General features: G+C 69.7%; 1 protein-coding gene. It reads left to right on the forward strand.

Translation table 11 applies throughout. The features are described from left to right. Positions 1-67: 67 nt before the first annotated feature. Positions 68-25,666 (forward strand): CARDB domain-containing protein, encoded by a 25,599-nt coding sequence (locus ASD35_RS00005; RefSeq protein WP_255354483.1) that lies wholly within the window; start codon positions 68-70, stop codon positions 25,664-25,666. Positions 25,667-25,748 lie beyond the last annotated feature (82 nt).

The raw sequence follows: 25,748 nt of genomic DNA on the forward strand, positions 1-25,748 counted from the left end.
CGTCGCGCGCGTTGCGACCGGCGGTGCCGGCAACGACAGCATCCTGGCCAGCGGCTGGTCGGAGACCATCGCGGCGGGCGCCGGCAACGACACGGTGCTGGCCGGTGGCGGCAACGACGTCATCAAGGGCGAGGAGGGCGACGACAGCCTCATCGGCTCCGACGGCAACGACAGCTTCGACGGCGGCGCCGGCAACGACACGCTCAACCCCGGCCAGGGCAACAACATCTACCTGTTCGGCCGTGGCGACGGCCAGGACACGCTGCTGGAGAGCCCGCACAACACCAGCAAGGTCAACACGCTGCAGTTCAAGCCGGGCATCACGCCGGCCGACGTCATCGTCCGCCGCGTGTTCGACTACCGCACCGCGCAGTACACGGCCATCAGCATCGGCCTGGCCAACAGCGACGACAAGCTGACGGTCTCCTACTTCTTCTACAACAATGACCCGCGCAACGGCTACAACCCGCTGCAGCAGGTCAAGTTCGACGACGGCACGACCTGGGACCTGAACGCCCTGGTCGCCGAGGTCGACAAGGCCGTCGGCATGGACCTCGTCGTGCGCGACGTGGCCGTGGCGCCGGCCGCCGGTGCCAGCCAGTTCCTGTCCGGCGGCAACGTCGTCGTGACGTGGACGACGCTCAACCAGGGCCCCACCGCCACCATCGGCGACTTCGCCGACCGCGTCACGCTGCGCTCCGCCGGCGGTGACGTCATCGCCGAGTTCCTCGTCCCCTATGTCGAGGCCACTTCGGGCGCACTCGCGTCCGGCGCCAGCATCACGCGCACGGCCACGCTCAAGCTGCCCGACGGCCCGACCGGCGCGGGCAACCTGCTCGCCGTCATCGAGACCGACTTCGGCAACACGCAGAAGGAAGGGAGCGCGACCGAGACCAACAACCGCGGCCAGGTCGGCTTCACGAGCACGCTGGCCGAATACGTCAACTACGTCAACCTGCAGGCCGGCAACCTCAGCGTCACGCCGGCCGGCGACTGGCAGCAGGGCGACACCGTCACCGTCGGCTGGACGACGACCAACGCCGGCACCATCCCGCCCGGCCGCAACTGGACCGAGCGCGTCGAGGTGCTGAACCAGACGACCGGCGTCGTCATCGCCAGCGTCACGCGCACCGGCACGCCGGCTGAAGCAGCGCCCGGCGCCAGCATCGACCGCACGGCCACGTTCAACTGGCCCGGCGGCGCCAACGCGGCCGGCGCCATCCGCCTGCGCGTCACCGTCGACGCCGGCAACGAGATCGCCGAGTTCAACAGCACCGGCTCGCTGGAGAACGACAACCAGCTGGAGCGCAACGTCAACGTCGGCAGCGACCTGATCGCGCGCAACCTCAGCCTCGACTCGGCCACGCCCACCTCGGGCGATGTGCTGACGCTGCGCTGGGAGGACGTCAACCAGGGCAAGGTCGCGACCAACCTGAGCCACCAGGACCGCGTCGTCATCCGCCAGCGCAATGCCGACGGCAGCGCCGGCCCCGTCATCGTCGACACGCTGGTCAGCTTCGCCGGCAACGCCGCGCTGCCGCTGGCCGCCGGCGAGGTGCGCCAGCGCAGCTACAGCTTCGCGCTGCCGCAGGGCCTGAAGGGCGCGGGCACGTTCGACGTGACCGTCAGCGTGGACCGCAGCAGCACGGGCGCGGGCATCCTGTTCGAGGCCAATGCCGACGGCACGGCCGAGAGCAACAACGACGCGGCGTGGAGCTTCACGGCCGCGCTGCACACCTATGCCGACCTGGCCGTCACCGCCGTGGACGTGCCGGCCAGCGCCAACTCCGGCGCCGACATCAGCGTGGCCTGGACCGTCAAGAACAACGGCGGCGCCGCCGCCAGCGCCACCGGCGGTTGGGTCGACCGCATCGTGCTGAGCCGCGACGACATCGCCGGCAATGGTGACGACGTCGTGCTGGCCGAAGTGCCGCGCAGCGCCGGCCTCGCATCCGGCGCCGAGTACAGCCAGACGGCGACCGTGCGCATCCCGACGCGCATCGACGGCGCCTACCGCATCGCCGTCATCAGCGACGCGACCGCCAAGGTCACCGAGCCCGACACGCGCGCCGACAATGCCAGGGTCTCGGCCGCGATCACCGTCAGCCAGACCTACGCCGACCTCGCGCCGACGCTGACCGTCGTGCCGGCCGAAGTTTTCGCGGGCCGCAGCGCTCGGGTGGAGTGGTCCGTCCGCAATTCGGGCACCGTCGCCACCGACGTGAACCGCTGGGTCGACCAGGTCTACCTCAGCAGCACGCCCAGCCTCACCGCGCAGTCCACGCTGCTCGGCTCGGTCACCCGCGTCGGCACGCTGGCCGTGGGCGACAGCTACACCGCGGGCCTGGACTTCACCGTGCCGCGCGACGCCGCCGGCGCGCGTTATTTCATCGTCAAGACCGACGCCTTCACGGCCGTTTATGAACTGGGCCGCACGGACAACAACGTCGTCGTCGCGACCGACGCCACGACCGTCAAGGCCGAGCCAAAACCTAACCTCCAGATCGAAGGGATCAGCGCCCCCGCCAGTTGGCGCGTCGGCCAGACCGTGCAGCTCGGCTACACCGTGCGCAACGCCGGCAACGACGCCATCAGCGGCTTCTTCGGCGAGGAGATCCGCCTCGTCGACACGCTGGGCCTGGCGCCCACGCAGGTGCTGACGACGACCTGGGCCTTCCAGACGCTGGCCGCCGGCGGCACGCTGGTGCAGAACCTGAGCCTGGCCGTGCCGGCCCTCCCGCCGGGCAACTGGCGCCTGGAGATCGCGGCCGACAAGGGCAACTACGTCGCCGAATCCAGCGAGGCCGACAACGTCGCGACGGCCGCCGTCGCCATCGTGGCGCCCGACCTCGTCGTCGGCAACCTCACCACCACCGGCCTGCTGCAGGGCGGCGAAGCCATCACGCTGAACTGGACCACGCGCAACACGGGCAGCGCGCCGGCCACCAGCATCCGCGAGAAGGTCTACCTGTCCAGGGATGGCCTGGTCGACAACGCCGACACGCTGCTGGGCGAGCGCCTCATCGACGCGCTGGCCGCGGGCGCATCCAGCAACGGCACGCTGGGCTTCACGCTGCCGGTCGACCTGTCCGGCGCGTGGCGCCTCATCGTCGTCACCGACACCGGTGCCGCCAACAACGAGTCGACGAACGAGAACAACAACCAGGACGGCCTGGCCGTCAACATCGCGCAGGACGCCTATGCCGACCTCGCCGTCGTCAGCGTCAGCGCGCCCACGCAGGTCATCGACGACCCGGCCAGCATCACGGTGGAGTGGACCGTGCAGAACGTCGGCGTCGGCGCCGGCCGCATGACCAGCTGGACCGACCGCATCATCTACAGCACCAACGCCGTGCTGGGCGACAACGACGACATCGTGCTGGGCGACGTCGTGCGCAACGGCGCGCTGGCCGCAGGCAGCAGCTACACCGGGCATCTGGACTACAGCTTCGGCCCAGCCTTCAGCCGCCACGGCACCCTCTTCGTCAAGTCGGACGCCACCGGCGCCGTCTGGGAGAACGGGGGCGAAGCCAACAACACCCAGGACGCCGGCCACACGACCGATGTCATGCCCATCCCCTACGCCGACATGCGCGTGGAGTCCGTCAGCACGCCCAGCACCGCCTACAGCGGCCGCGAGCTGACCGTGCAATGGACGGTGGCCAACCGCGGCATCGGCATCACCAACACCACCAGCTGGAACGACAGCGTCTGGCTCAGCCGCAACGCCGACGGCAGCGGCCAGCGCTACGAACTCGGCAACGCCGGCCACCTCGGCCAGATGGCCGTGGGCGACACCTACAACCGCAGCATCGTCGTGCGGTTGCCCGAGGGCATCTCGGGCGACTGGTTCCTCAACGTCTCCACGAGCGGCCCCTACGAGTTCATCCACGGCAATGACAACGTCGGCCACTCGGTGGCCGTGCCCGTGACGCTGAGCGACTCGCCCGACCTTGTCGTCGAGTCGCTGGACGCACCCGCCTCGGCGCAGGAAGGCGCCCTCGTCGACGTCAGCTGGACCGTGCGCAACAAGGGCCAGGCCCACGCCACCGGCCAGTGGCAGGACACCGTGCTGCTGCTCGCGCCCAACGGCTCCACCGTCGTGCTGGGCAACTACGTCTATGACCGCGGCCTGGAGGCCGGCAAGTTCTACACGCGCACCGAGCAGGTCCGCCTGCCCGCCAAGATCGAGGGCGGCTACCGCCTGCGCGTCGTCACCAACAGCCTGCTCGGCGGCAGCGGCGGCCCGCAGGTCTACGAGTACGGCGACGCCCGCAGCAACAACACCACGACCGACACCGACACCATCACCGTCCGCCTGAACGACCGGCCGGACCTGCGCGTCACCAAGATCGAGGTGCCTACCGAGGTGACGGCCGGCACCAGCACCGGCCTGAAGTTCACGGTCGGCAACTTCGGCCCCGAAGCCACCAGTGGCCAGTGGCAGGACTACGTCTACCTGTCGCTGGACGGCATCGTCAGCGCCGACGACGTGCTCCTGGCGCGCGTCGACAGCGGCTCCGCGCTGAGCCCCGGCGGCGACCCCTACACCACCACGGTCAATGGCGTCGAGATTCCCATCCGCTACCGCGGCGACGTCTACATCATCGTCGTCGCCGACGGTGGCAACCGCGTTGACGAGTACCCCAGCGACGCCAACAACGCGCTGCCGCAGAAGCTGCACATCAACCCCGTGCCTTTCGCCGACCTCGTCACCAGCGACGTTGTCGCACCCGACCAGGTCGTGCACGGCGCGACCATCGAGGTCCGCTACAAGGTCACCAACAAGGGCTCGGCCGAGACCCGCGGCGACGCCGCCACCACCAACAGCTGGACCGACACCGTCTGGCTCACCGTCGACAAGACCCGCCCCAATCCGGGCAAGGGCGACATCCGCATCGGCTCGTTCACGCACACCGGCAAGCTCGCCGTGGGCGAGGACTACATCAACACCGTCAACGTCAAGATTCCGGACGACATCCAGTCCGCGCGCTACTACGTGACCGTCTGGAGCGACACCTACGACGCCATCCTGGAGGACACGCTGTCCTCCAACATCAACCCCGACGACCCGACCCAGATCGACAACAACAACTACAAGGCGCGGGACACGGGCGCGATCGGCCCGATGAAGATCCTCGGCATCACGCCGCCCGACCTCGTCGTCAGCAGCGTCATCGCGCCCGCCGCGGCGCAGGCCGCCGGCGCCTACACCTTCAGCTACACGGTGCAGAACCGCGGCGACGCCTTCGAGGGCGGCTGGACCGACAAGGTCTGGCTGATGGACAGCCCCGACCCGACGCAGGCCAAGGTGATGTGGCTGCTCGGCGAGTTCTCGCAGCAGCGCACGCTCGGCAACCGAGAGAGCTACACCGTCAGCCAGACGGTCGACCTCTCCCCTGCGGTCAGCGGCGGCTACCTGGTCGTGCAGACCGACGCCGGCTACGGCTTCCTCAGCCGCAATGACGTGCGTGAAGTCGCGGAGGACAACAACGTCAACCGCGCCGTGTCCAACGTCACCAACGTGCCGGCCGACCTGCGCGTCACCGACGTCACGACGCTGCCCACCAACTACTCCGGCGAGGACACCACCGTCACCTGGACGGTGAAGAACTTCGGCGGCGCCGTGTGGAGCGGCACCAGGGGCTGGCTGGACCACATCTGGGTCAGCCCGGACCCGACCTTCATCCCGTCGCGCGCCACGCAGATCGGTTCCGTCGTGCACAGCAACACGACGACGCTGGCCGCGGGCGACAGCTACACGGCCAGCGCGGTCGTCAAGCTGCCGCCGGGCACGGATGGCAAGTACTACATCTACGTGATGACCGACGGCAAGCACGACGCGTCGTCACTCGCGCCCGAGATGGGCCGCGGCGAGAGCCCCACGCCGAGCCAGCAGTCGCAGGACGAGATCCTGCTGCCGCCCGCCTACAGCGACTACAACGCCTACAGCCGCGACATCTACTACACGACCTCGGTCTTCGAGGGCGCCCGGCGCGACAACAACCTCGGCCAGGGCACGCTGGACATCATCTACCGCGAGCCCGACCTGCAGATCGACTCGATCACCGTCAGCAACCCCAACCCGAGCTCCGGGGACACCATCACCGCGACCTGGACGGTCACCAACCGCGGCACGCGCGACACCCGCGTGCCGGGCTGGATGGACGGCGTCTACCTGTCGCGCGACGCGACGCTGGACCCGAGCGACTACCCCCTCGTGGACCGCGGCAGCGAGATCGAAGTGCTGCTGCGCGCCCGCCAGGTCTACCTGACCGACGAGAAGGGCAAGCCCCGCGTGCTGAAGAAGGGCGAGAGCTACACGCAGACCGCCACGTTCACGATCCCGTCGTCCATCAGCGGCAACTTCCAGCTCATCGTCAAGGCCGACACCGGCGTCTTCAAGGACTTCTACGCCTCGGCCCCCAGCACCATCCGCACCGGCCTGCCCGTCATCGCCGAGACCGGCACGAACGGCGTGCTGGAGTTCAAGGACGAGGCCAACAACACCGACAAGATCGCGCTGCCCATCACGCTGGCCACGCCGCCGGACCTGCAGGTCACGAGCGTCACGGCACCCGAGGCGGTCTATGCCGGCCAGAACTTCACCGTCGACTACAAGGTCGAGAACCTCGGTGGCAAGACGCCGGCCGACCAGGGCAGCTGGTACGACATGGTCTACCTATCCAAGGACCGCTTCCTGGACCTGAACAAGGACCGCTACCTCGGCTACGTGCAGCACGGCGGCGGCCTGGCCGCCGGCGCCAGCTACACCGGCAGCCTGACCTACACCGCGCCACGCGACCTCGAAGGGCCCTACTACGTCTTCGTGGTGACCGACCCGGCGCGCATCTGGGGCAGCGGCGACACCGGCCAGGTGCTGGAGTTCGGCAAGGACGACAACAACAACGCCGCGGCAGTCCAGCCGATGCGCATCGAGACGCCGCCGCCGGCAGACCTCGTCGTCACCAACGTCGTGGTGCCCAACACCGCCAGGATCGGCGACGAGATCGAGATCACGTTCACGATCCAGAACACCTCCATCAACCCCGCCTACGGCCGCTGGACGGACGCCCTCTACCTGTCCGCCGACAACGCCTGGGATCTCAACGACATCCAGATCGGCAAGGTCGCCCACGTCGGCGATCTGGGCAAGGACGGCACCTACACCGCCACCCTCAAGGCCAAGCTGCCCGCGCTGAAGGACGGTGGCTGGCGAGTCATCGTGCGCCCCGACCTCTACAACGAGGTCTTCGAAGGCAGGATCACCTACACCGACACCGGCCTGAACCTGCCGCCGGGCGAGGCCAACAACCGCACCGCCTCGGGCGCGACGCTCAACGTCACGGTGCCGGTGCTGACCGTCGGCCAGACGCTGGCCACCACGCTGTCCACCGGCCAGACCCAGGTCTACAAGGTCAGCGTCGGCGCCGGCGAGACGCTGCGCGTGCTGCTCGACTCCACCGCCGCCGCGGGCGCCAACGAGGTCTACATCCGCTGGAACGACGTGCCCACCGGCAGCGCCTTCGATGTCGCCTACAGCAACCCCGTCTCGCCCGACCAGACGCTGGTGGTGCCTACCACCCAGTCGGGCGACTACTACATCCTCGTGCGCGCGCGCCAGAACGGCCAGGGCACGCCCGTCACGCTGCGCGCCGACCTGCTGCCGCTGTCCATCACCAAGGTCACGCCGGACCAGGGCGGCGTCGGTGACGACGACCACCGCTGGGTCACGATGGACATCGAAGGCGCCCGCTTCGGCGCCGGCGCGCTCGTCAAGCTGGCCCGCCCCGGCGAGTTCGAGATCGAACCCGAACGCTGGCAGGTGCTGGACGCGACACGCATCCGCGCCGTCTTCGACCTGCGCCACGTGCCGCTGGGCCTGTACGACGTCATCGTCACCAACCCCGACGGCGCGCGCGTCGTCGAGCCCTACCGCTACCTCGTCGAACGCATGGTCGAAGTCGATGCCGCCATCGGCATCGGCGGTGCTCGCAACATCGAGCCGGGCGACTCGGCGACCTACAGCGTCAGCCTGCAAAGCCTCACCAACGTCGACACGCCCTACGTCCGTTTCGACGTGGGCGCCACCGACATGGGCAACAGCGAGTACGTGCTGGAAGGCCTGTCGCTGCCCTACGTCGTCTTCGGCAGCAACGTCGGTGGCAAGCCCGACGGTGCCATCGCTGCCGGCGACGGCAACAACCAGCAGTACGGCACCACGCCCACCACCGGTGTGCGCGCCGACGTGCCGTGGGCGTCGCTGGACGGCATGAGCAACACCCAGGGCTGGAACCTCGCCCCCGGCTACGCCTTCGACCTGGGCGCCAACGGCTTTGCCGGCGCCACCTTCAAGGTTCAGACCTACCCGGGCCTGCAGGAATGGATCAACTACGACTTCGAAGGCCTGCGCGACAAGCTCTACGCCATCCGCCCCGACTGGAAGGCCGCCGGCATCCTCGATGAAGGCGTCTCGGGCCTGAACAAGATCTCACCCGGACTGACCGCCAAGTTCCTCTCCCGCGAGCCGGAGGTCCACATCACCAAGGAAGAGGCACTGGCCATGCCCTTCCGCTTCGACACGCTGGCCAGCGTGACGACGCTGACCCGCGCCGAGTTCATCGCCGACCAGACGGCCCATGCCAAGCGGCTGCGCGCGGCCATCCTGGCCGACACCACCGCGCCGCACGCGCTGGCCGTGCTGGCCGCCGACGAGGCGCAGTGGGTGCAGGGCTGGCTGGGCGCGCTGGAAGCCGGCGGGCTGCTGCGCGCCGAGGGCACCGCCCCCGCCATCCGCAGCGACGAGCTCGTGCTGAGCCTGAACGCGACGCTGGCCACCGGCATCCTGCTGTCCAGGGGCGGCGAGAGCTACCGCACCCAGGCCGACATCCTGGCCTTCTTCGCCAAGGTGCAGCAGTGGTACGGCGACACGGCCCGCTACGCCGGGGATCCCAATGCGCGGCACGCGCCGGTCGACTACAAGGAATACCGCGAGCTGGAGGACGGCACCTTCGTCGAAGTGCCCGTGCCCGTCGCGCCGAATGCGGCCGACTACGACCAGCACGCCGGCCAAGCCACGCACTTCATCAGCTTCGACGTCTTCGCCGGCAACCGCGCCGAGCTGGAGTACCTGCGCCACATCGGCGTGCTGGACGAAAAGTTCCGCCCGGTGGGCCCGCAGGCCCTCAACCTCACCAACTACCTGCAGCAGGCCGCGCAGGCCCAGGCCAATGCCGGCGCCACGATCAGCGTGCGCGGCCCGCAGGCCCTGCCCGCCGCGAACGGCTCCACCTACATCCCGACCGGCTACGCGCTGCCCTACACGCTGAGCTTCAACAACGCGACCAGCGCCGCCGTGGGAGAAATCCGTCTCGTGACGGCCATCGACCCCGACCTCGACGCGCGCAGCCTGCGCCTGGGCGACCTGAAGATCGGCGACATCAACATCCACGTGCCCGAGGGCCAGGCCGTCTTCCAGGGCGACTTCGACTTCACCGGCGCCGGTGGCAAGGGCTATGTGCTGCGCGTCAGCGCCGGCATCGACGCCGAGGAGCGCGTCGCGACCTGGCTGCTGCAGGCCATCGACCCCGACACCGGCGAGGTGCTGCACGACCCGGCCCGCGGCCTGCTGCCGCCCGACGCCAACGGCAAGGCCACCGGCGGCTTCGTGTCGTACACCGTGCACGCCAGCGAACTGGCCACCACCGGTGCCAACATCACCGCCGCGGCGCGCGTGTTCTTCGACGCGACGCCCCCCATCGTCAGCAGTGCCATCAGCCACACGCTGGACGCCGAGGCGCCCGTGACCACGCTGACCGTGACGAGCAACGGCAACGACGCCGCCGGCCAGCCCACCTACAAGGTCAACTGGAAGGCCGTCGACGACGCCTCCGATGTGAAGCACGTCACCGTCTACGTCGCCGTGGACGGTGGCGATTTCAAGATCTGGCTGAAGCAGGTGGCGGGCGGTGAAAGCACGGCCCTGTTTACCGGGCAGGCCGGCCACCACTACGAGTTCCTCGCCGTCGCGACCGACAACGCCGGCAACCGCGAGGCCGCCAGCGTCAGCAACGCCGTGCTGCCGGACGACGGCAGCCGCAGCGAAGCTCAGCAGGCGCTGGGCGTCACCGACACGCTGGACGGTACCGACGAGCTGCCCGCCGCCATGCCCGGCCGCAACTACGCCGAGAGCGCCCTGTTCGCCGAGGCGATGCTCAAGCTCCCCGGCTTCGTCATCACACCGGCCCTGGGCGGCCTGGGGGCGGACCTGCAGTCCGTGCTCGCGCCGCTGCAGTTGAAGGGCTTCGCCAGTGGCTTTGGCGCAAGCCAGGGCGACATCGGCGCACTCGCCATGGTCGAGCTGGCCGACGGCAGCGTGCTGGCCAGCGCCGGCTCCGAGCGCAACCAAGTCTTCCGCTTCGCCAAGGAGGGCGGCCGCTCCGTGCAGCCGCTGTTCACGACGCAGGCCGCCATCCTCGACATGGCGCTGGACGCCAACGGCAACTTGTGGGTGATGACCGGCTCCGAGCTGATGATGGTCGACGCGAGCACCGGCGCCGTCATCAGCCGCACCCGCGCGCCGGCCGGCGAGCCGCTGACGCATGCGCTGGCGATCCAGCCGGGCAGCGGCCTCATCTACGTGGCCAGCGGCAACGGCGTCGAGGTCTTCGACCCGAAGGCCGAAGCCGGCCGTGGCTGGACCCATTTCAGCAACACCCGCGTCGGCGACCTCGCCTTCGGTCCGGACGGACGCCTCTGGGCCGTGCGCTGGACCGGCAGCGACGTGAAGGGCGCGCTGCCCGAAGCGACGACCGACGTCATCAGCTTCCCCATGAGCGGCGCCACCAAGGGCCGCGCCGAGCTGGAATACCGCCTTGCGGGGCTGGTGGACAGCATCGCCTTCGGCCAGGCCGGCTCGGGCCTCGCCGGCCTGCTGCTGGCCAGCAGCAACACGCCGCAGCGCCCCGTCGCTGCCGGCGCCGCGCCGGCGCACAAGAGCGCCGTCTGGGCCATTGAGCTGCAGAGCCGCCGCACGCTCAAGCTCGCCGAGGGCGGCACGCGCGGCGAGAGCATCGTCGCCACGGCCGACGGCCGCATCCTCATCGCGCAGACGACGCGCATCGACGAGCTCGCGCCCGTCAAGGCGCCCAAGGTGCTCACCGCCAGCCTGGCCGACGGCGCGCTTGTGCCGCTGCCGCTGACGCAGGTCGCCATCAGCTTCGACCAGGCCATGTGGACGGGCAACGACGGCAACGACGCCGAAGCCCTCGCCTCGGTGCTGAACCCCGACAACTACAGCTTCGTCGCCACCGGCGCCCACAGCAACCTGACGCTGGCGCCCGAGAGCGTGCGCTGGGATGCGGCCAGCAAGAGCGCCATCCTGACGCTGCCCAACCTGCCGTCGGGCGGCTGGCTGCTGGAGGTGTCCGGCCGGGTGCGCAGCGTGCAGCAGATCGAGCTCGGCAGCACGTGGGACCTGGCCTTCACCGCCGTCACCGACATCTCCAACCTCGTGCGGCTGACGTTCGCCAACACCCGCGCCGACCGCCTGACCGGCGCGATCAGCTACGACGTCGATATCACCAACATCGGTGACGACGACCTCAAGGGCCCGCTGATGCTGCTGCTCGACCCGGGCCGCTACTTCGGCGACGACATCGTCGGTGCCAGCCTGGGCGACGGCGCCCATGCCGAGCTGTGGGTGCTGGACCTCAGCAGCGCATTGCAGGGCAAGCCGCTGAAGACCGGCGAGACGCTGGCCAACCGCACCGTCACCGTGCGCGCCGCCGACAGCCTGGGCACCCAGCCCGGCACCGGCCAGCTCGTCAAGTTCAACCTGGGCCACGGCGTCTACGCGCTGCCCTACGACAACACGCCGCCGCAGCTCGGCAAGGTCGACGCCGACGGCACGCTGGACACGCAGACCAACAACCTGCCGGCAGCCACCGCCGGCACGCCCTGGAGCGCCAACCTCGGCGCGCTGGACACCGACGGCCGACTCTTCTACTGGGAGATCCTGAGCGCCCCGGCCGGCATGTCCATCACGCAGGACGCGCGGGTGGAAAGCAGCGCCAGCGGCTACGGCAACAACGCCACGCTGCACTGGGTTCCGAAGCCCACCGACCGCGCGGACAGCGAGGTGCTGGTGCGCGTCATCGACAGCCGCGGCGGCGTCGCACTCAGGCGTTTCACGCTCAACGTGGCCGGCGCCAACCACGTGCCGGTGCTCAGCGCCATCCAGGACCAGGAGCTCGACGAAGGCGGCCGCCTGCAACTGCCACTGCTCGCCATCGATGCCGACGGCGACCCTCTGACGCTGTTGGTGCGCAACCTGCCGGCCGGCGCCGTGTTCGACGCTGCCACCGGCGTGCTGAGCTGGACGCCCGGCTACGACCAGGCCGGCCACTACGACGACATCGTCGTCGTAGCCAGCGACGGCAAGCACGAGGTGCAGCGCCGCTTCAGCATCACGGTCGGGCAGGGCTGGCCGCAGCCCGTCTTCCCGCAGCTCGAAACGCAGGTGCTGCGCGAGGGCGACCGCTACGCGCTGCAACTGCCCGGCAGCGTGCCGGGCGGCCTGCAACAGGCCGATGGCAGCAGCGTCAAGCTGGAGTGGTACGCCGCCTGGCTGCCCGGCGGTGCCACGCTGGACGCCGACACCGGCTGGTTCTCCTGGACGCCGGGCTACGCCCAGGCCGGGCAGATCGCATTGCCGGTGACGCTGAGTGCCATCTTCACGCAGCCCGACGGCAGCACGAAGGAAACCCGCGTCACGCGCACCGTCAACTTCGACGTGCGCAACGCCAACGGCGCGCCGCGCTTCGACGCCGTGCAGACCTGGCAGGTGCTGGAAGGCCAACCGCTGGCCATCAGCGTGTTCGCCTTCGACCCCGACAACCCGGGCTTCCAGCCCAAGGTCCGCCTGGCCCCCGGCGCCCCCGCACGCGGCCAGGAAACGACGGCCCCCACCGTCAGCTACGACGTCACCGGCCTGCCGCCGGGCGCCAGCTTCGACGAGGAAACGCTGGAGCTGCTGTGGACGCCCGGCTACGCGCAGGCCGGCACCTACTATGTGACCGTCACGGCCACCGACGACGGCGACGGCACCGGCACCCCGCTGACCAGCCAGATCACGCTACCCATCATCGTCAGCAACGCCAACCGCGCGCCCCAGCTGCAGGACCTGACGAACGCCTTCGTCGACCGCGGTGCCGTGCTGGAGATCCCGCTGGAGGTGCTGGACGCCGACGGCAACCCGCTCACCCTGACCCTCAGCGGCCTGCCGCGCTTTGCCACCTATACGCAGACGCTCAGCAACACCGGCAAGCTGACCGGCGTGCTGCGCTTCGCCCCGGGCGCTGGCGACCGCGGCGACTACACCATCACCGTCACCGCGCAGGACAACGGCGACGGCGACGTGAACCAGGTGCTGGCCGTCGCCGAGAGCTTCGTCATCACCGTGCGCAGCCCGAGCGAGGCGCCCGTCATCAGCCTGCCCAGCCAGGTCGTCGCCGTGGCCGGCACCGAGCTGCGCGTGCCCATCCTCGTCTCCGACCTGGACCAGGACACACTCACCTACGTCGCCACCAACCTGCCCACCGGCGCACGCATCGAGAACGACCCGCGCTACGGCCACGCCACGCTGGTGTGGACGCCGCCGGCCGGCACGAGCGGCAACTTCGACATCAGCCTGGCCGTCACCGACGAAGGTCTGCCGCCGGCCGACTCGGGCTATGTGCTCGACCCGCTGAACCCGCCGGTGCCCAACACCTCGGTGAAGGACCTGCGCATCGTCGTGCGCGCCGCCAATGCCGCGCCCACGCTGTTCGCCATCGGCGCTGGCGGCGGCGCGGTGCAGGGCGACCCGCTCGCCGGCCCGCGCACGGTGGTCAAGGTCGACGAAGGCACGCCGCTGACGGTGGACCTGTCCGGCCTCGACACCGACCTCGATCTGCTGCACTGGACCGTCGAAGGCCTGCCCGCCGGCATGCAGCTGACGCCCAGCGCCGCCAGCGGTGGCCAGACGCGGCTCAAGCTGAACTGGACGCCCGGCCTGTTCGGCGCGCAAAGCGACAACCAGAACGGCGCCACGCCCGGCCGCTATCTGCTCAAGCTGACCGCCAGCGACGGCAGTGCCAGCTTCACGCGTGAGCTGGAGATCGTCGTCGCCAACGTCAACCAGGCGCCGGTGCTGCTGCCGATGCCGCTGCAGCTGGTGCCCGAGGGCCTGACGCTGGGCTTCAACATCCGCGCGACCGACGGCGACAACGACCCGACGCAGCTCGCGCTGATCTACGACGCCGACACGCCCGCCGGCGTGTTCTTCGACGCCGCCTCCGGCTACTTCGAATGGACGCCGGGCGCCGACATCGTCGACAACGCCACCGCCCTCACGCGCGCCTTCACCTTCAACTTCAGTGGCACCGATGGCCAGGCCACCGTGACCCGCTCGGTGCAGGTGCGGGTGTTCGACCTCAACCAGCCGCCCGAGATCGTGACGGCCAGCCATGCGCTGCTGGTGGGCCAGAGCTTCTCGCTGCCCGTCGTCAAGGGTGCGACGGCGCCAGTCGGCGCGCTGCGCGTCTCGGACGCCGACGGCGCCGCGCAGACCGCCGGGCTGGCCGTCAGCTTCCAGGGCCTGCCCGAAGGTGCCGTCTACGACGCCGCCAACGGCCGCCTGAACTGGACGCCCGGCCCCGGCCAGGTCGGTGACTTCACCGTGCTCGCCACGGTGGGCGACGGCCGCAACACGACCACCCGCAGCTTCGTCCTGCGCGTCGTCGCCGAGGCCGAGGCCAATGCGCCCAAGCTGCTGGTGCAATTGACGCCCAGCACACCGGTGCTGCCCGGCCAGGTGGTGCTCGCCACCGTGCGGGCCGATGCCTTCAGCCCCATTGCCAGCATCGTCGTGCAGGCGCGCGGTGCCGCGATCGGCCAGGCCGACTGGGTGCCCGTGACGCTCGACGGCCTTGGCCGCGTGCGCATCACGCCCAGCGCGCCGGGCCTCGTCGAGCTGCGCGTGACGGCCACCGACGCCGACGGCTTCACCGCCACGACGACACAGACCGTGCGCGTGCGCGACCCGCTGGACACCGCCGCGCCCACGCTCGCCTTCACCGGCGCGCTGGACACGGGCAGCCTGGCACCCGTCGTCATCACCAGCACGACCACGCTGAGCGCCCGCATCGCCGAGCTGCAGCTGATGGGCTATGTGCTCGAAGCCGCGCCCTCCAATGGCGACCGGGTGGATGAGTCCGCCTGGCGCACGCTCGCCGAGGGCAGCCATGCCGCCGCCACACTCAACGGCAGCATCGCACTCGCCACGCTCGACCCCTCGCGCTGGGCCAACGGCGTCTATGTGCTGCGCCTGCGCGGCTGGGATCTGACCGGCCGCACGACCGAGATCACCGCCCGCCTGTTGGTCGACTCCTCGGCCAAGCAGCTCGTGCAGGCCGAGGCCACCGACGCGGTCTTCCGCCTCGGCAACCACGACCTCGCGCTGACGCGCCATCTCGACGCCAACGCCGTCGGCGACTTCGGCAACTGGACGCTGCCGCTGCTGGACACCCGCCTCAGCCACGACCAGGCCGGCAGCGACAACCTCGGCGCGTCCGCGGCGTGGCGCCTGGGTGCGCGCGTCTGGCTGCAGATGCCGACGAGCCTGTCGACCGTCGGCGCGGGCATCAGCTACCTCAGCTTCAGCCTCGACACGACGAGCGAGGCGCTGTCCACCGACCCGACCTCGCCGCAGGTGCTGCGGCCCGTCTTCACCAGCAGCATCGCCGGCTGGACGCTGACCCCGCTGAACCCCAACCCCGACATGCCCGTCGCGCTGCAGGCCCAGGGCCAGCGGCTGCTGGACCGCAGCACCGCCCTGCCGTGGCAGCCCACCGGCTACGCGCTGACCGGGCCCGACGGCACGCGCTACCGCCTGGACGCACGCGGCCAGGTGCAGAGCGTGCGCTTCGCCGACGGCCAGCAATGGCTGGTGTCGGACGCCGGCGTGGCAATGGTCGGCAGCACCGACCCCGGCGAGCGCCTCGTCTTCGAGCGTGACACGCAGGGCCGCATGGTGCGCGCCATCGGCCGCGAGGCCGGCGGCAGCAACGCCGCACTCGTCTACCGCTACGACAGCCAGGGCCGCCTGGCGCTGGCGCGCAACCTCTACGGCGCTGGCAACCTCAACCAGAGCATCGGCTACCACCCCGACGGCTCCGTCATCAGCGAGGCCATCACCGCCCAGCTCGGCACCGCCGCCGGGTGGCTGGCCGGTGCCACCGCGCCCACCAACACCTGGAGCGGCAACCTCGCCGCCGGCACACCAGCGCGCTTCACCTTCGTCGCGCGCGACAGCGAACTGGCCAGTGCGGCCAAGACGCCCGGCGCCACTGGCGCCATCCTCTATGCCGTCGAAACAACCGCCGGCACCACGCTGGCCGTCGAGGGCGCCGTCGTGCTCGGCACGGCCAGCCACGGCGGCAAGACCGTCACGCTGCTGCGCGTGACCGAAGCCGGCCTCAAGCTGCTGACCCTCGCGGGCAGCGGCGCCGCCAGTGTCAAGGTGACGGTGGCCGGCGACCTGGACCGCGACGGCAAGATTGACGGCAGCGACTCCGCCGCATACGCCGCGGCCGGCGTGGACCTGAACGGCGACGGTTTCGCCAACGACACCGACCGCCAGATCCTCTACGCCAACTACGGCTGGCGCGCCAACCTCGCCCCCGTCGGCACGCCCAGCGCCCCGCCGGCGCTGACGCACACCGACCTCGGCAAGACCGTGGGCCTGGAGAGCGTGGCGCTGGACGGCGAGGGCGACGCCCTCTACTGGCGCGTGCTCTCCGCCACGCACGGCACCGCGCGCATCACCGCCGACGGCCTGTCGCTCGAGTTCACGCCCGAAGCCGGCTACGCGGGCCTGGCCAGCGTGACGCTGCAGGCCGACGACGGCTACTCGGCCTCCACGCCGATCACGGTCGGCTTCAACGTCAGCGGCGCCAAGCTGGTCGCACTGCGCGTGGACCGCCTGGCCATGCTCACCGCCGGCCAGACGCGCGCCTTCCAGGTGAAGGGCGACTTCGAGGACGAGACCGGTGTCGCGCTGACGGCGGCCTACATCGACTTCAGCGTCATCGACGGTGCCGGCTCGATCAGCGTCGATGCCCAAGGCTTCGTGCGTGGCACGGCCAAGGGCCACGGCATCGTCAGCCTGAAGGCACGCGGCATCGAGGCCATCAACGCCATCGCCGTGACGACCGACGGCTACGGTCCCTTCCTGGACGCCGACGGTTTCGAGGTGGGCGTCTACCCGCGCGCCATCGTGCTGACCCCCAACGGCCAGCGCCAGCTCAAGGTCACGCTGCCCGACCGCACCAACATCTCCGCCGGCAGCACCGGCACGCGCTACTTCGTCGCCGACCCGACCGTGGCCGAGGTGACGGCCGACGGCCTGATCCGCTCGGTGGGCCTGGGCGAGACGACCATCACCGTCGTGCACGAAGGCATGCAGCACGACATCGTGCTGAAGGTGCAGCAGCCCACGCTGGACACCGCCACGACGACCGCGGCCGGCGCGGCCGTGGCCGACGCCGCGGGCAACCTGCTGCTGGTGGCGCCGGGCGCGCTGCCTGCGGGCACCACGGTGTCCATCAAGGAGCGCCGCCTGGACGAACTCGGCATCCCGGTGCCGGCCGCCAACATCATGACCGCGCTCGGCGCGGTGGACCTGGACCTGAGCGGTGTCAAGGCCGAGCTGCCGCTGCAGCTTGCCATCAAGCTCAACCCGGGCATCGACCCGGCCACCGGCCAGCCCGTCACGTTCGAGGCCGGCGAAGAGGTCTTCTTCTGGCGCAAGGGCACCATCGCCGATGCCCAGGGCGTCATGCACGACACCTGGTGGCTGGTGGACAACGGCGTCATCGGCGCCGACGGCTATGCGCGCACCTCCAGCCCGCCGTACGGCGGCGCGAGCGGTGGCGGCATGCTGGTGGCCACCAAGCGCACGGTCAAGAACGAAGCGACCGGCGAGGTGGAAGTCAAGGGCGCCTTCATCGACTTCAACGCGATCTGGGCGCAGATGGCCTTCATCGCGATGGCGCCCAGCCCCATGATGGCCGTCGCGGCCATGGGCATCTTCGCCGCCGCCGCGTCGCCCGTGTATGCCATGAGCTACACGCTGGCCGGCAGCTACCAGGTCGACGTGCCCATCTCGGCGCTGACGCCCGAGAAGATCTCGCTGGAGTTCCCGCCCGAGCCCGAGGGCCCGGACTACCGGCCGGACATCACCGGCATGAACTTCGACCCGGTGACGCGCAAGCTCGTCATCACCGGCAACAACTTCTATCCGCCCACCGGCTCGTCCGGCAACTACCAGCTCAAGGTCTGGCTGGAGCCGCGTGGCGACCAGATCGAGCAAGCCAGCGACTACGGCACCTGGCCGGACCGCGGGCTGATCTGGCAGAGCTTCTCGCCGTGGAACGCGTCCGCCACCTCGCTGGAGATCACGCTGGACAAGGGTGTCGCGCTGTCGCAGCACATCGTGCACATCGAGCGCATCGCGCTGGTGCCCGACGCCAACGGCCTGTTCGAGGAAGGCGACTCGATCGAGAGCGAGCACGAGCACGCCTGGGAGGAAGCCGCCTACATCAACACGCTGGTGATCTCGGCCAACGAGATCAGCATCTTCACGCCGGCGTCGGACCATGTGACGCTGGCGCTCGTGAAGCGGCTGACCCAGGACGAGCGCGGCCAGCCGCTGGACTTCCGCGGCGGCCGCACCGACCTGATCGCTTTCACGGAAGACGCCACGCTGGCCTTCATCGCCGGCCGCAACGGGCGCATCTACGTGATGGACACGCAGACGCAGGAGATCGTTCACACGCTGCGCGTGGAAGGCAGCAATGGCAACCTGAACAGCATCCTCGTCGCCGACGGCTGGCTCTACGTCGCCGAGGGCCAGTACGGCAACGGCCGGCTGATGCGCATCAACGTCGACCAGACCTCCGCCGAGTTCCTGAAGACCCAGCAGCAGCTGCGCCTCTCGGCCGGCGCCACGCCGCTGGGCTTCGGCGACATGGCCATCAGCTTCGGCCGCTACCTGGCGGTGACGGCGCTGCACCAGTACGACGGCGTCTCCAACTGGCCCAAGCCCGAGCCGGGCGACGTCTACGTCATCGACCTGGCGACGCTGACGAACGATGGCTACGTCAACAACTCCATCGCGCTGAACGCGTCCAACTTCCCCGGCCAGAACGTGGGCCGGGCGCCCAAGTACATCACCGCGGGCAGCATGCCGGGCGAGTTCCTGCTGTCCAGCTCCAAGGACTACAACCACGGCATCACCGGCCTGGCCATCAACCTGGACGAGAACGGCAACCTGGCCGGCGGCGCCACCGCCTACAACACCAAGCTCACGCCGGCGGCGACCGACGGCAACTGGCTGCAGAAGCGCTTCCAGCAGAACATCCAGCGCGCGGCCGGCAACGTCGTCGTCACCTACGGCGGCGTCGAGTACGCGCTGGTGGCCGACTACAACTTCATCTTCAACGACGTCCATTTCACCGATTACGAGAACTGGGGCTTCGGCAAGCAGATCGGCGGCAAGATCGGCGTCATCCGCGACCCGTTCGGCCGCGCCGGCGGCCCGACCTACCTCGGCGCCACGACGCCCATCCCGGGCGGCACCATCGGCTCGCTGGCACTGTCGGTCGACGGCAGCCTGTCGGCGAACGTGTGGATCGACGAGTATTACGCCGGCGGCGGCTGGCAGATGTACCAGTCGCTGTTCGTCTGGAACGCCGAGCAGATCATCGAAGCGGCCATTCGCGCCGAGGGGCGCCCGACGTCATTCCCCATCGACCGCGACCGCGTCGGCGGCGCGACCGGCCCGCAGCTGGTGGTGCCGCATCGCTATGACGGCGTGGACGGCAGCAGCAACTTCAACTGGATCTACGGCCTGGGCAGCTACGTGCCGCCGGGCGCCATCATCGAGCTGAAGCAGAACGGCCCGTCGTTGCCGGCTATTCCGCCGGACCCGCCCGCCGAGTCGCTGACGTATTCGCCCGAGTCGGCGGAGCCCAAGCTCGGCATCCTGCAGACGCTGGCCATCCGCGCCGGCGCCGAAACGGTCTACCTGCTATCGGGCCTTTATGGCTCGATGCGAGGCGTCGTCGGCCTGGAGACCAAGGACCAGATCGCCACGATGAAGGAGGCGCGCGGGGTCCTCGACACGGTCAAGTACGACAAGTCGGCCGGTGCGGGCAGCTGGGTGGCCGGCACTGCGCTGAACGTCATCGAAGGCTTTGCAACCGGCTTGGTGGACCTGCCGCTGGAGTTCGTCGAAGGCACGTCCCGCATCGCCGCGATGATCCTGGCGGAGAACATCAACAACCTCAAGCAGATGGGCACCGCGATCGGCGTGCCGGTCGGCGATGTGGTCTACATCCCGCCGGACCTGCCGATGATGAGCCAGATGGCCCGTGCCTACGAGAACGGCGCCACGATGGGCGACCTGCTCAAGATGGCCGGCATCCAGACCGTGGCCGTGCACCCGGTCGGCGGCGCGATCCTGAGTGCCGAGGGCCTGGCGAAGTCGGCCAAGGCAGGCGACGTGGAGGGCATTCTTGCTTCGATACTCGGTCTTGGCCTGAGCGCCAAGATGGCCACGGCCAACTTGAAGTCCGTGGGCGTGGCGACCCGCGCCGTCATTGCCGAAGCGCGCTCTGCGCCCACGGCGGCGGCCGCGGCGGCCGAGGTTCTCGGCGCGAGCCGCAAAGCCGCGCTGAACACCATGCAGGAGGTCTACAACGCCTCCAAGTCGCTGAAACAGCGCCTGCAGAACCTGGTGGAGGCCAAGCAGAAGAACTCCAACCAGAAGGTGACCGAGGACGGCCCCAAGGGGGTCAGGCTGGATCCGCCGGAGCGCATCTTCGGCACGGCCCTGAAGGCCGAGCAGGAGTTGGTCAGCGCCTGGAAGAAGCTGACGTCCGCGCGGTCGCCGCTGGAGTCGCTCAAGGTGGCGATGGAATCCGGCGCGCTCGACGCCTGGAAGATCGACAAGGCCAGCATCCGCATGATGTCGGAGGCCGAGCTGGCCGCATCCAAGCTGCCGACGGAGAGTCGCGTTGTCGTCATGAAGCGTGGCGATGGTGCGTTTGCCGGTCAGGAAGTGCGTCTCATCATCGAGACGCCCACCCAGATGGCCAAGCTCTTCAACAAGAACCCGTCGGGCATGGCCGAAGCCATCGCCGCCTACGAGCTGCCGAACTATCAAAGCGCCAAGGGGCCCGGCCGCATCACTTTCGAGGAGATGAAAGGACAGCCGATCACCTTCTTCCTGCGGGAGGACATGCTGCTTACCGACCAGGGCTTCATGACCGCGCTGATGCATGAGCAGCTGGAGTACAGCCTGACGATGAGGGCCATCGAGCTTCGCGGCAGCCAGGGCATGCTGCGTACGGAGCTGCAGAAGATCATCAACGACGACCTGCACAGCACGGCCACGTTCACCAGCGACATGCTGACGGCCGAGCAACTGCTGGCCCGTTACGAGAAGGAGGCCTTCAAGGGCGAGCTGTTCGACCGCATCCGCAACATGGGCAAGCGGCACGAAGAATATGTAGGCCCGAAGCTCCGGGAGCGCCAGCCCAACGCCACCATCACCGAGCAGGTGCACTACGAACTCGTGGACACCGCCACGGGCAAGGTGGTCGGCGAGCCGGGCATCTTCGACTTCATCGTCGAGGACGCCGGCAAGAGCAAGATCGTCGAGGCCAAGTCCAGCTACGCCCGCGAAACCTTCCTGGAGGACGGCTACAACCTGGCCAACACGCTGACCGACCACCAGCGCATCAACTACCCGCTGATCAACTCCGGCAAGGTGCAGGTGCGCATCAAGGGCGACAACGGCGCCTACAAGGACGGCCAGATCCTGACCAACCTGGAGCACAAGACCATCCAGATGGAGCTGCGCAAGTACAGCGACAAGGTCAAGATGGAGCCCACGGACCGCGAGGTCCCCGTCCAGTACGACTTCTCGCAGAAGAACGAGCTGCTGCCCATCACCTACCTGCTCGACCAGGACATCGAGCTGCTCTCGGCCGAAGACATCGCGGCCCTGCTGCCCGTGGCCCGCGGCTACTGGCTCGCAGCCGGCATTCCCGAAGCGCTGCTGGACAACGTGTCCTTCAGCGTCGCCACGCTGCCGGTCGGCGTCGTGGGCCAGGAGTCCGGCGCCCAGATCCAGCTGTCCGTCGACGCCGGCGGCTGGGGCTGGTTCGTCGACGCCACGCCGGATCAGCAGGACGAGTTCAGCGCCACGCTGTCCAACACCTGGCTGGCGCCGGCCGACAGCGTCGCCCGCTCGCGCGTCGACCTGCTCACGGTGATGATCCACGAGATGGGCCATGTGCTCGGGCTGGATGACGTCATCGACGGCACCGCCGTGATGAGCGCCGCGCTGCTGCCGGGCATGCGCCACCTGCCCGGCACGCAGGACGTGGCCGCCTGGCTCGCCCTGCACCAGGCCGGCACGCCGGCCACCGCCGTGCAGACGCGCGAAGCGCTGCGCATCGGCACCACCACCACCGTCCGCACCACCCGCGCGGCCGTGCATGTGCCGCTGGTCGTGAATGACCGCCTCGTGCCCACGGGCCTGTCGGCGTGGAACCCGACAGGCAACGCCACCGAGACGCTGCCAGGCGGCTTCGCGCTGCACGAAAGCGCCACTAGCCAGACCCGCCTGGCGCAGGTCTTCCGCATTCATGCCGAAGATCAGGCGCTCAGCTTCACGGTCGATGCGCGCCAGCTCATCGCCAATCGCAGCGGCCCCGGCGACGCCTTCGAGGTGGCGCTGCTCGATGCCGACACCGGGCTGCCGGTGGCGGGCCACGTCGCGCTGAACGGCTCCGACGCCCTCGTCAACCTGCAGACCAACGGCACCGAACGGCTCGCGCCGGGCGTCACCCGCCAGCGCAATGCCGACGGTAGCGTCACCTACTTCGTCGCGCTGGCGCCTGAGCTTCTCGGCAAGTCCGTGCTGCTCAGTTTTGACCTGCTCGGCTTTGCCGCGCAGGACAGCATCGTCGGCGTCCGCGGCATCCACGTCGTGGCCGACGCCCAGGCCATGGACGACGCCGCCACTTTCGACGAGGACGCCGCCGCCGTCATCGACGTGCTCGCCAACGACGTGACGCTGGGCGCCGCAGTCGTGGTCGAGCAGGTCGACGGCCCGGCGCACGGCAGCCTCACGTTCGGCGCCGACGGCAAGTTCCACTACCAGCCGGCCGCCGACTTCCACGGCAGCGACGGCTTCAGCTACCGCTTCACCTTCGACGGCAAGACCAGCAACACCGCCACGGTCAGCTTGACGGTGCGCCCGGTCAACGACGCGCCGACCCTGGCCGGCCGCAGCGTGGCCGCGCAGGCCGGCGTGCCGCTGAAGCTCAACCCGCTGAGCACGTCGTTTGACGTGGACGGCGACGCGCTCACCGCCGCGGTGGTCGACGGCCCGGCCCATGGCGTGCTGAGCGTGCTGGCGGACGGCAGCTTCAGCTACACGGCCGCCCACGGCTACGCCGGCGACGACAGCTTCAGCTACCAGGTCAGCGACGGCCAGGCCCACTCCGCGACGGTCACCGTGTCCCTCTCGGTCACCAGTGACGCGCCGGCCAACCAGGCCCCGACGGCCACCGACGGCCAGGCCGCCGGCACCGAAGACCAGGCGCTGGCACTGACCTGGGGGATGTTTTCCGTCGTCGACCCCGACGACCGGCCGGACCTGCTCAAGGTCGAGATCACGGCCCTGCCGGTGGAGGGTGAACTGCAACGCCGGCAGCCTGACGGCAGCTGGGCGGCGGTCGCACTGGGCGAACGCTTCAGCCAATCCGAACTCGCCGCCCGCGGCCTGCGCTTCCTGCCGGCGGCCAATGCCTCCGGTGGCGCCGGCTACTTCGTCACGGGCGAGGGCAACCGCCAGTCGCACTACGCCCACATCGGTTTCAAGGCCTACGACGGCGAGCTCTACAGCCCGGCGGCGCGCCTTGTCATCGACATCGCCGCCGTGGCCGACACGCCGTCGCTCACCATTACTGGCGGCAACACCGCCACCGGACTGGAGGACGCGGCCCTGGCCCTGCACGCCATCGTCGCCGGCCTCGTCGACAACGACGGCTCCGAGACCTTGGTGCTGACGCTGACCGGTCTGCCGGACGGCTTCACCCTCTCCGACGGCACGCGCAGCTTCACGCCGTCCGCCACGCAACGCGTCGTCAACCTCGCCGGCTGGCAGCTCGACGCGCTCGTGCTGACGCCGCCGCGCGACTTCAACGGCAGCGTGGCCTTGCAACTCCAGGCCACGGCCATCGAAGGCGCCACCGGCGAGTACGCGACGACGACGCAACTGCTGACCGCGCAATTCGTCGCCGTGGCCGATGCGCCCAGCTTGACGCTGAGCCCGCGCGATGTGGCCGTCAGCCGTGAGTTGGTGGCGACGAGCTGGGAAAGCGCGGCGAACGCCAACACGTCGGCGAGCGTCGTGTCCGGGCCGACGCTGGAAGGCTGGACGGTGAAGTCGACGACCTCGGGCAAGATCGCCGCGTTCGAGATACAGGCTGCCAGCGACCGTGTCAGCAACCTCAACGGCAACCTCATCACCGTGCAGCCCATGGCCGGCAACGGCAGCCAATGGCTGACGCTGCGCAATGGCCGGGCGACCCTGGCCTACCAGGTCCTGGGCATTGAACGTCTGGTCGACACCATCGATGGCGCTCGCTACACCCTCGGCCTCGACTACGCAGGCGGCCTGGGCCTGACGGCGGCCAACAGCGCCATCGGCATCTATGTCGATGGCGTGAAGGTGGCCGGCTATGCCACCGCCAGCCCGGCCTCGTCACTGAACTGGGAGACGCTGAGCTTCAGCTTCGACGGCAACGGTCAGGCCCGGCGCATCGCCATCGTGCTGGAAGGCGGCGATGCCATCGCCGGCGGCGCGGTGCCGCAACGCGTTGCCAACATCGACGACATCCGCATCGTCGAGACGCTGCCCCTCGGCATTGCCCGCGTCTACGGCCTCGCCAACACGCCTGTCGCCCTGCCCAAGATCGCCGCTTCACTGACCGACACCTTCGGCAGCGAGACGCTCGCACTGACGCTGATCGGCCTGCCCACCGGCGCCGTGCTCAGCGACGGCACGCGCAGCGCCACGGGAGGCTCGGCCGTCGATCTGACTGGCTGGAACCTCGATCAGCTCAGCGCGACCCCGCCGGCCGGCTTCACCGGTGACGTCGGTCTGACGGTGCGTGCAGCGAGTGCCGAGACCAGCAACGGCGCCAGCGCCAGCGTCAGCCAGAGCTTCGTCGTGCGCGTGCTGCCCGGCACGCCCGTCGCGACGCCAGCGGGGATCAACCCCTTTGTCACGACGGCAGCGGCGGCTCAGGCAACGCAGACCACGGCTGGCAGCCAGGCCGTCCACCCCTCCCAGGCGACGCTGGCGCTGCTGGGGGGAGACCGCGGCTATCTTGGCGCAGCGGCCGAACCGGCCCCGCTGCCCAAGACCGCCGCGGAGGTTGCACAAGCCGAAGCCGAGCGCGCCCGCGCGATGAGCGACGCTTGGCTCAAGGAGCTGGAAGAGCGAGCCAAGCACCAGTGGCAGCAACTGGTGGGCGGCAAGTGAGCACGGTCGCGTCACCCGTTCCGGCTTCGCCCGCCCCCCCTCCCGGGGGTGGGCGGGGCAACCGCCCCTCCCTAGCATCCCC

It is taken from the genome of Pelomonas sp. Root1444 (assembly GCF_001426885.1).
In the GTDB taxonomy this organism is placed as follows: Bacteria; Pseudomonadota; Gammaproteobacteria; order Burkholderiales; family Burkholderiaceae_C; genus Pelomonas.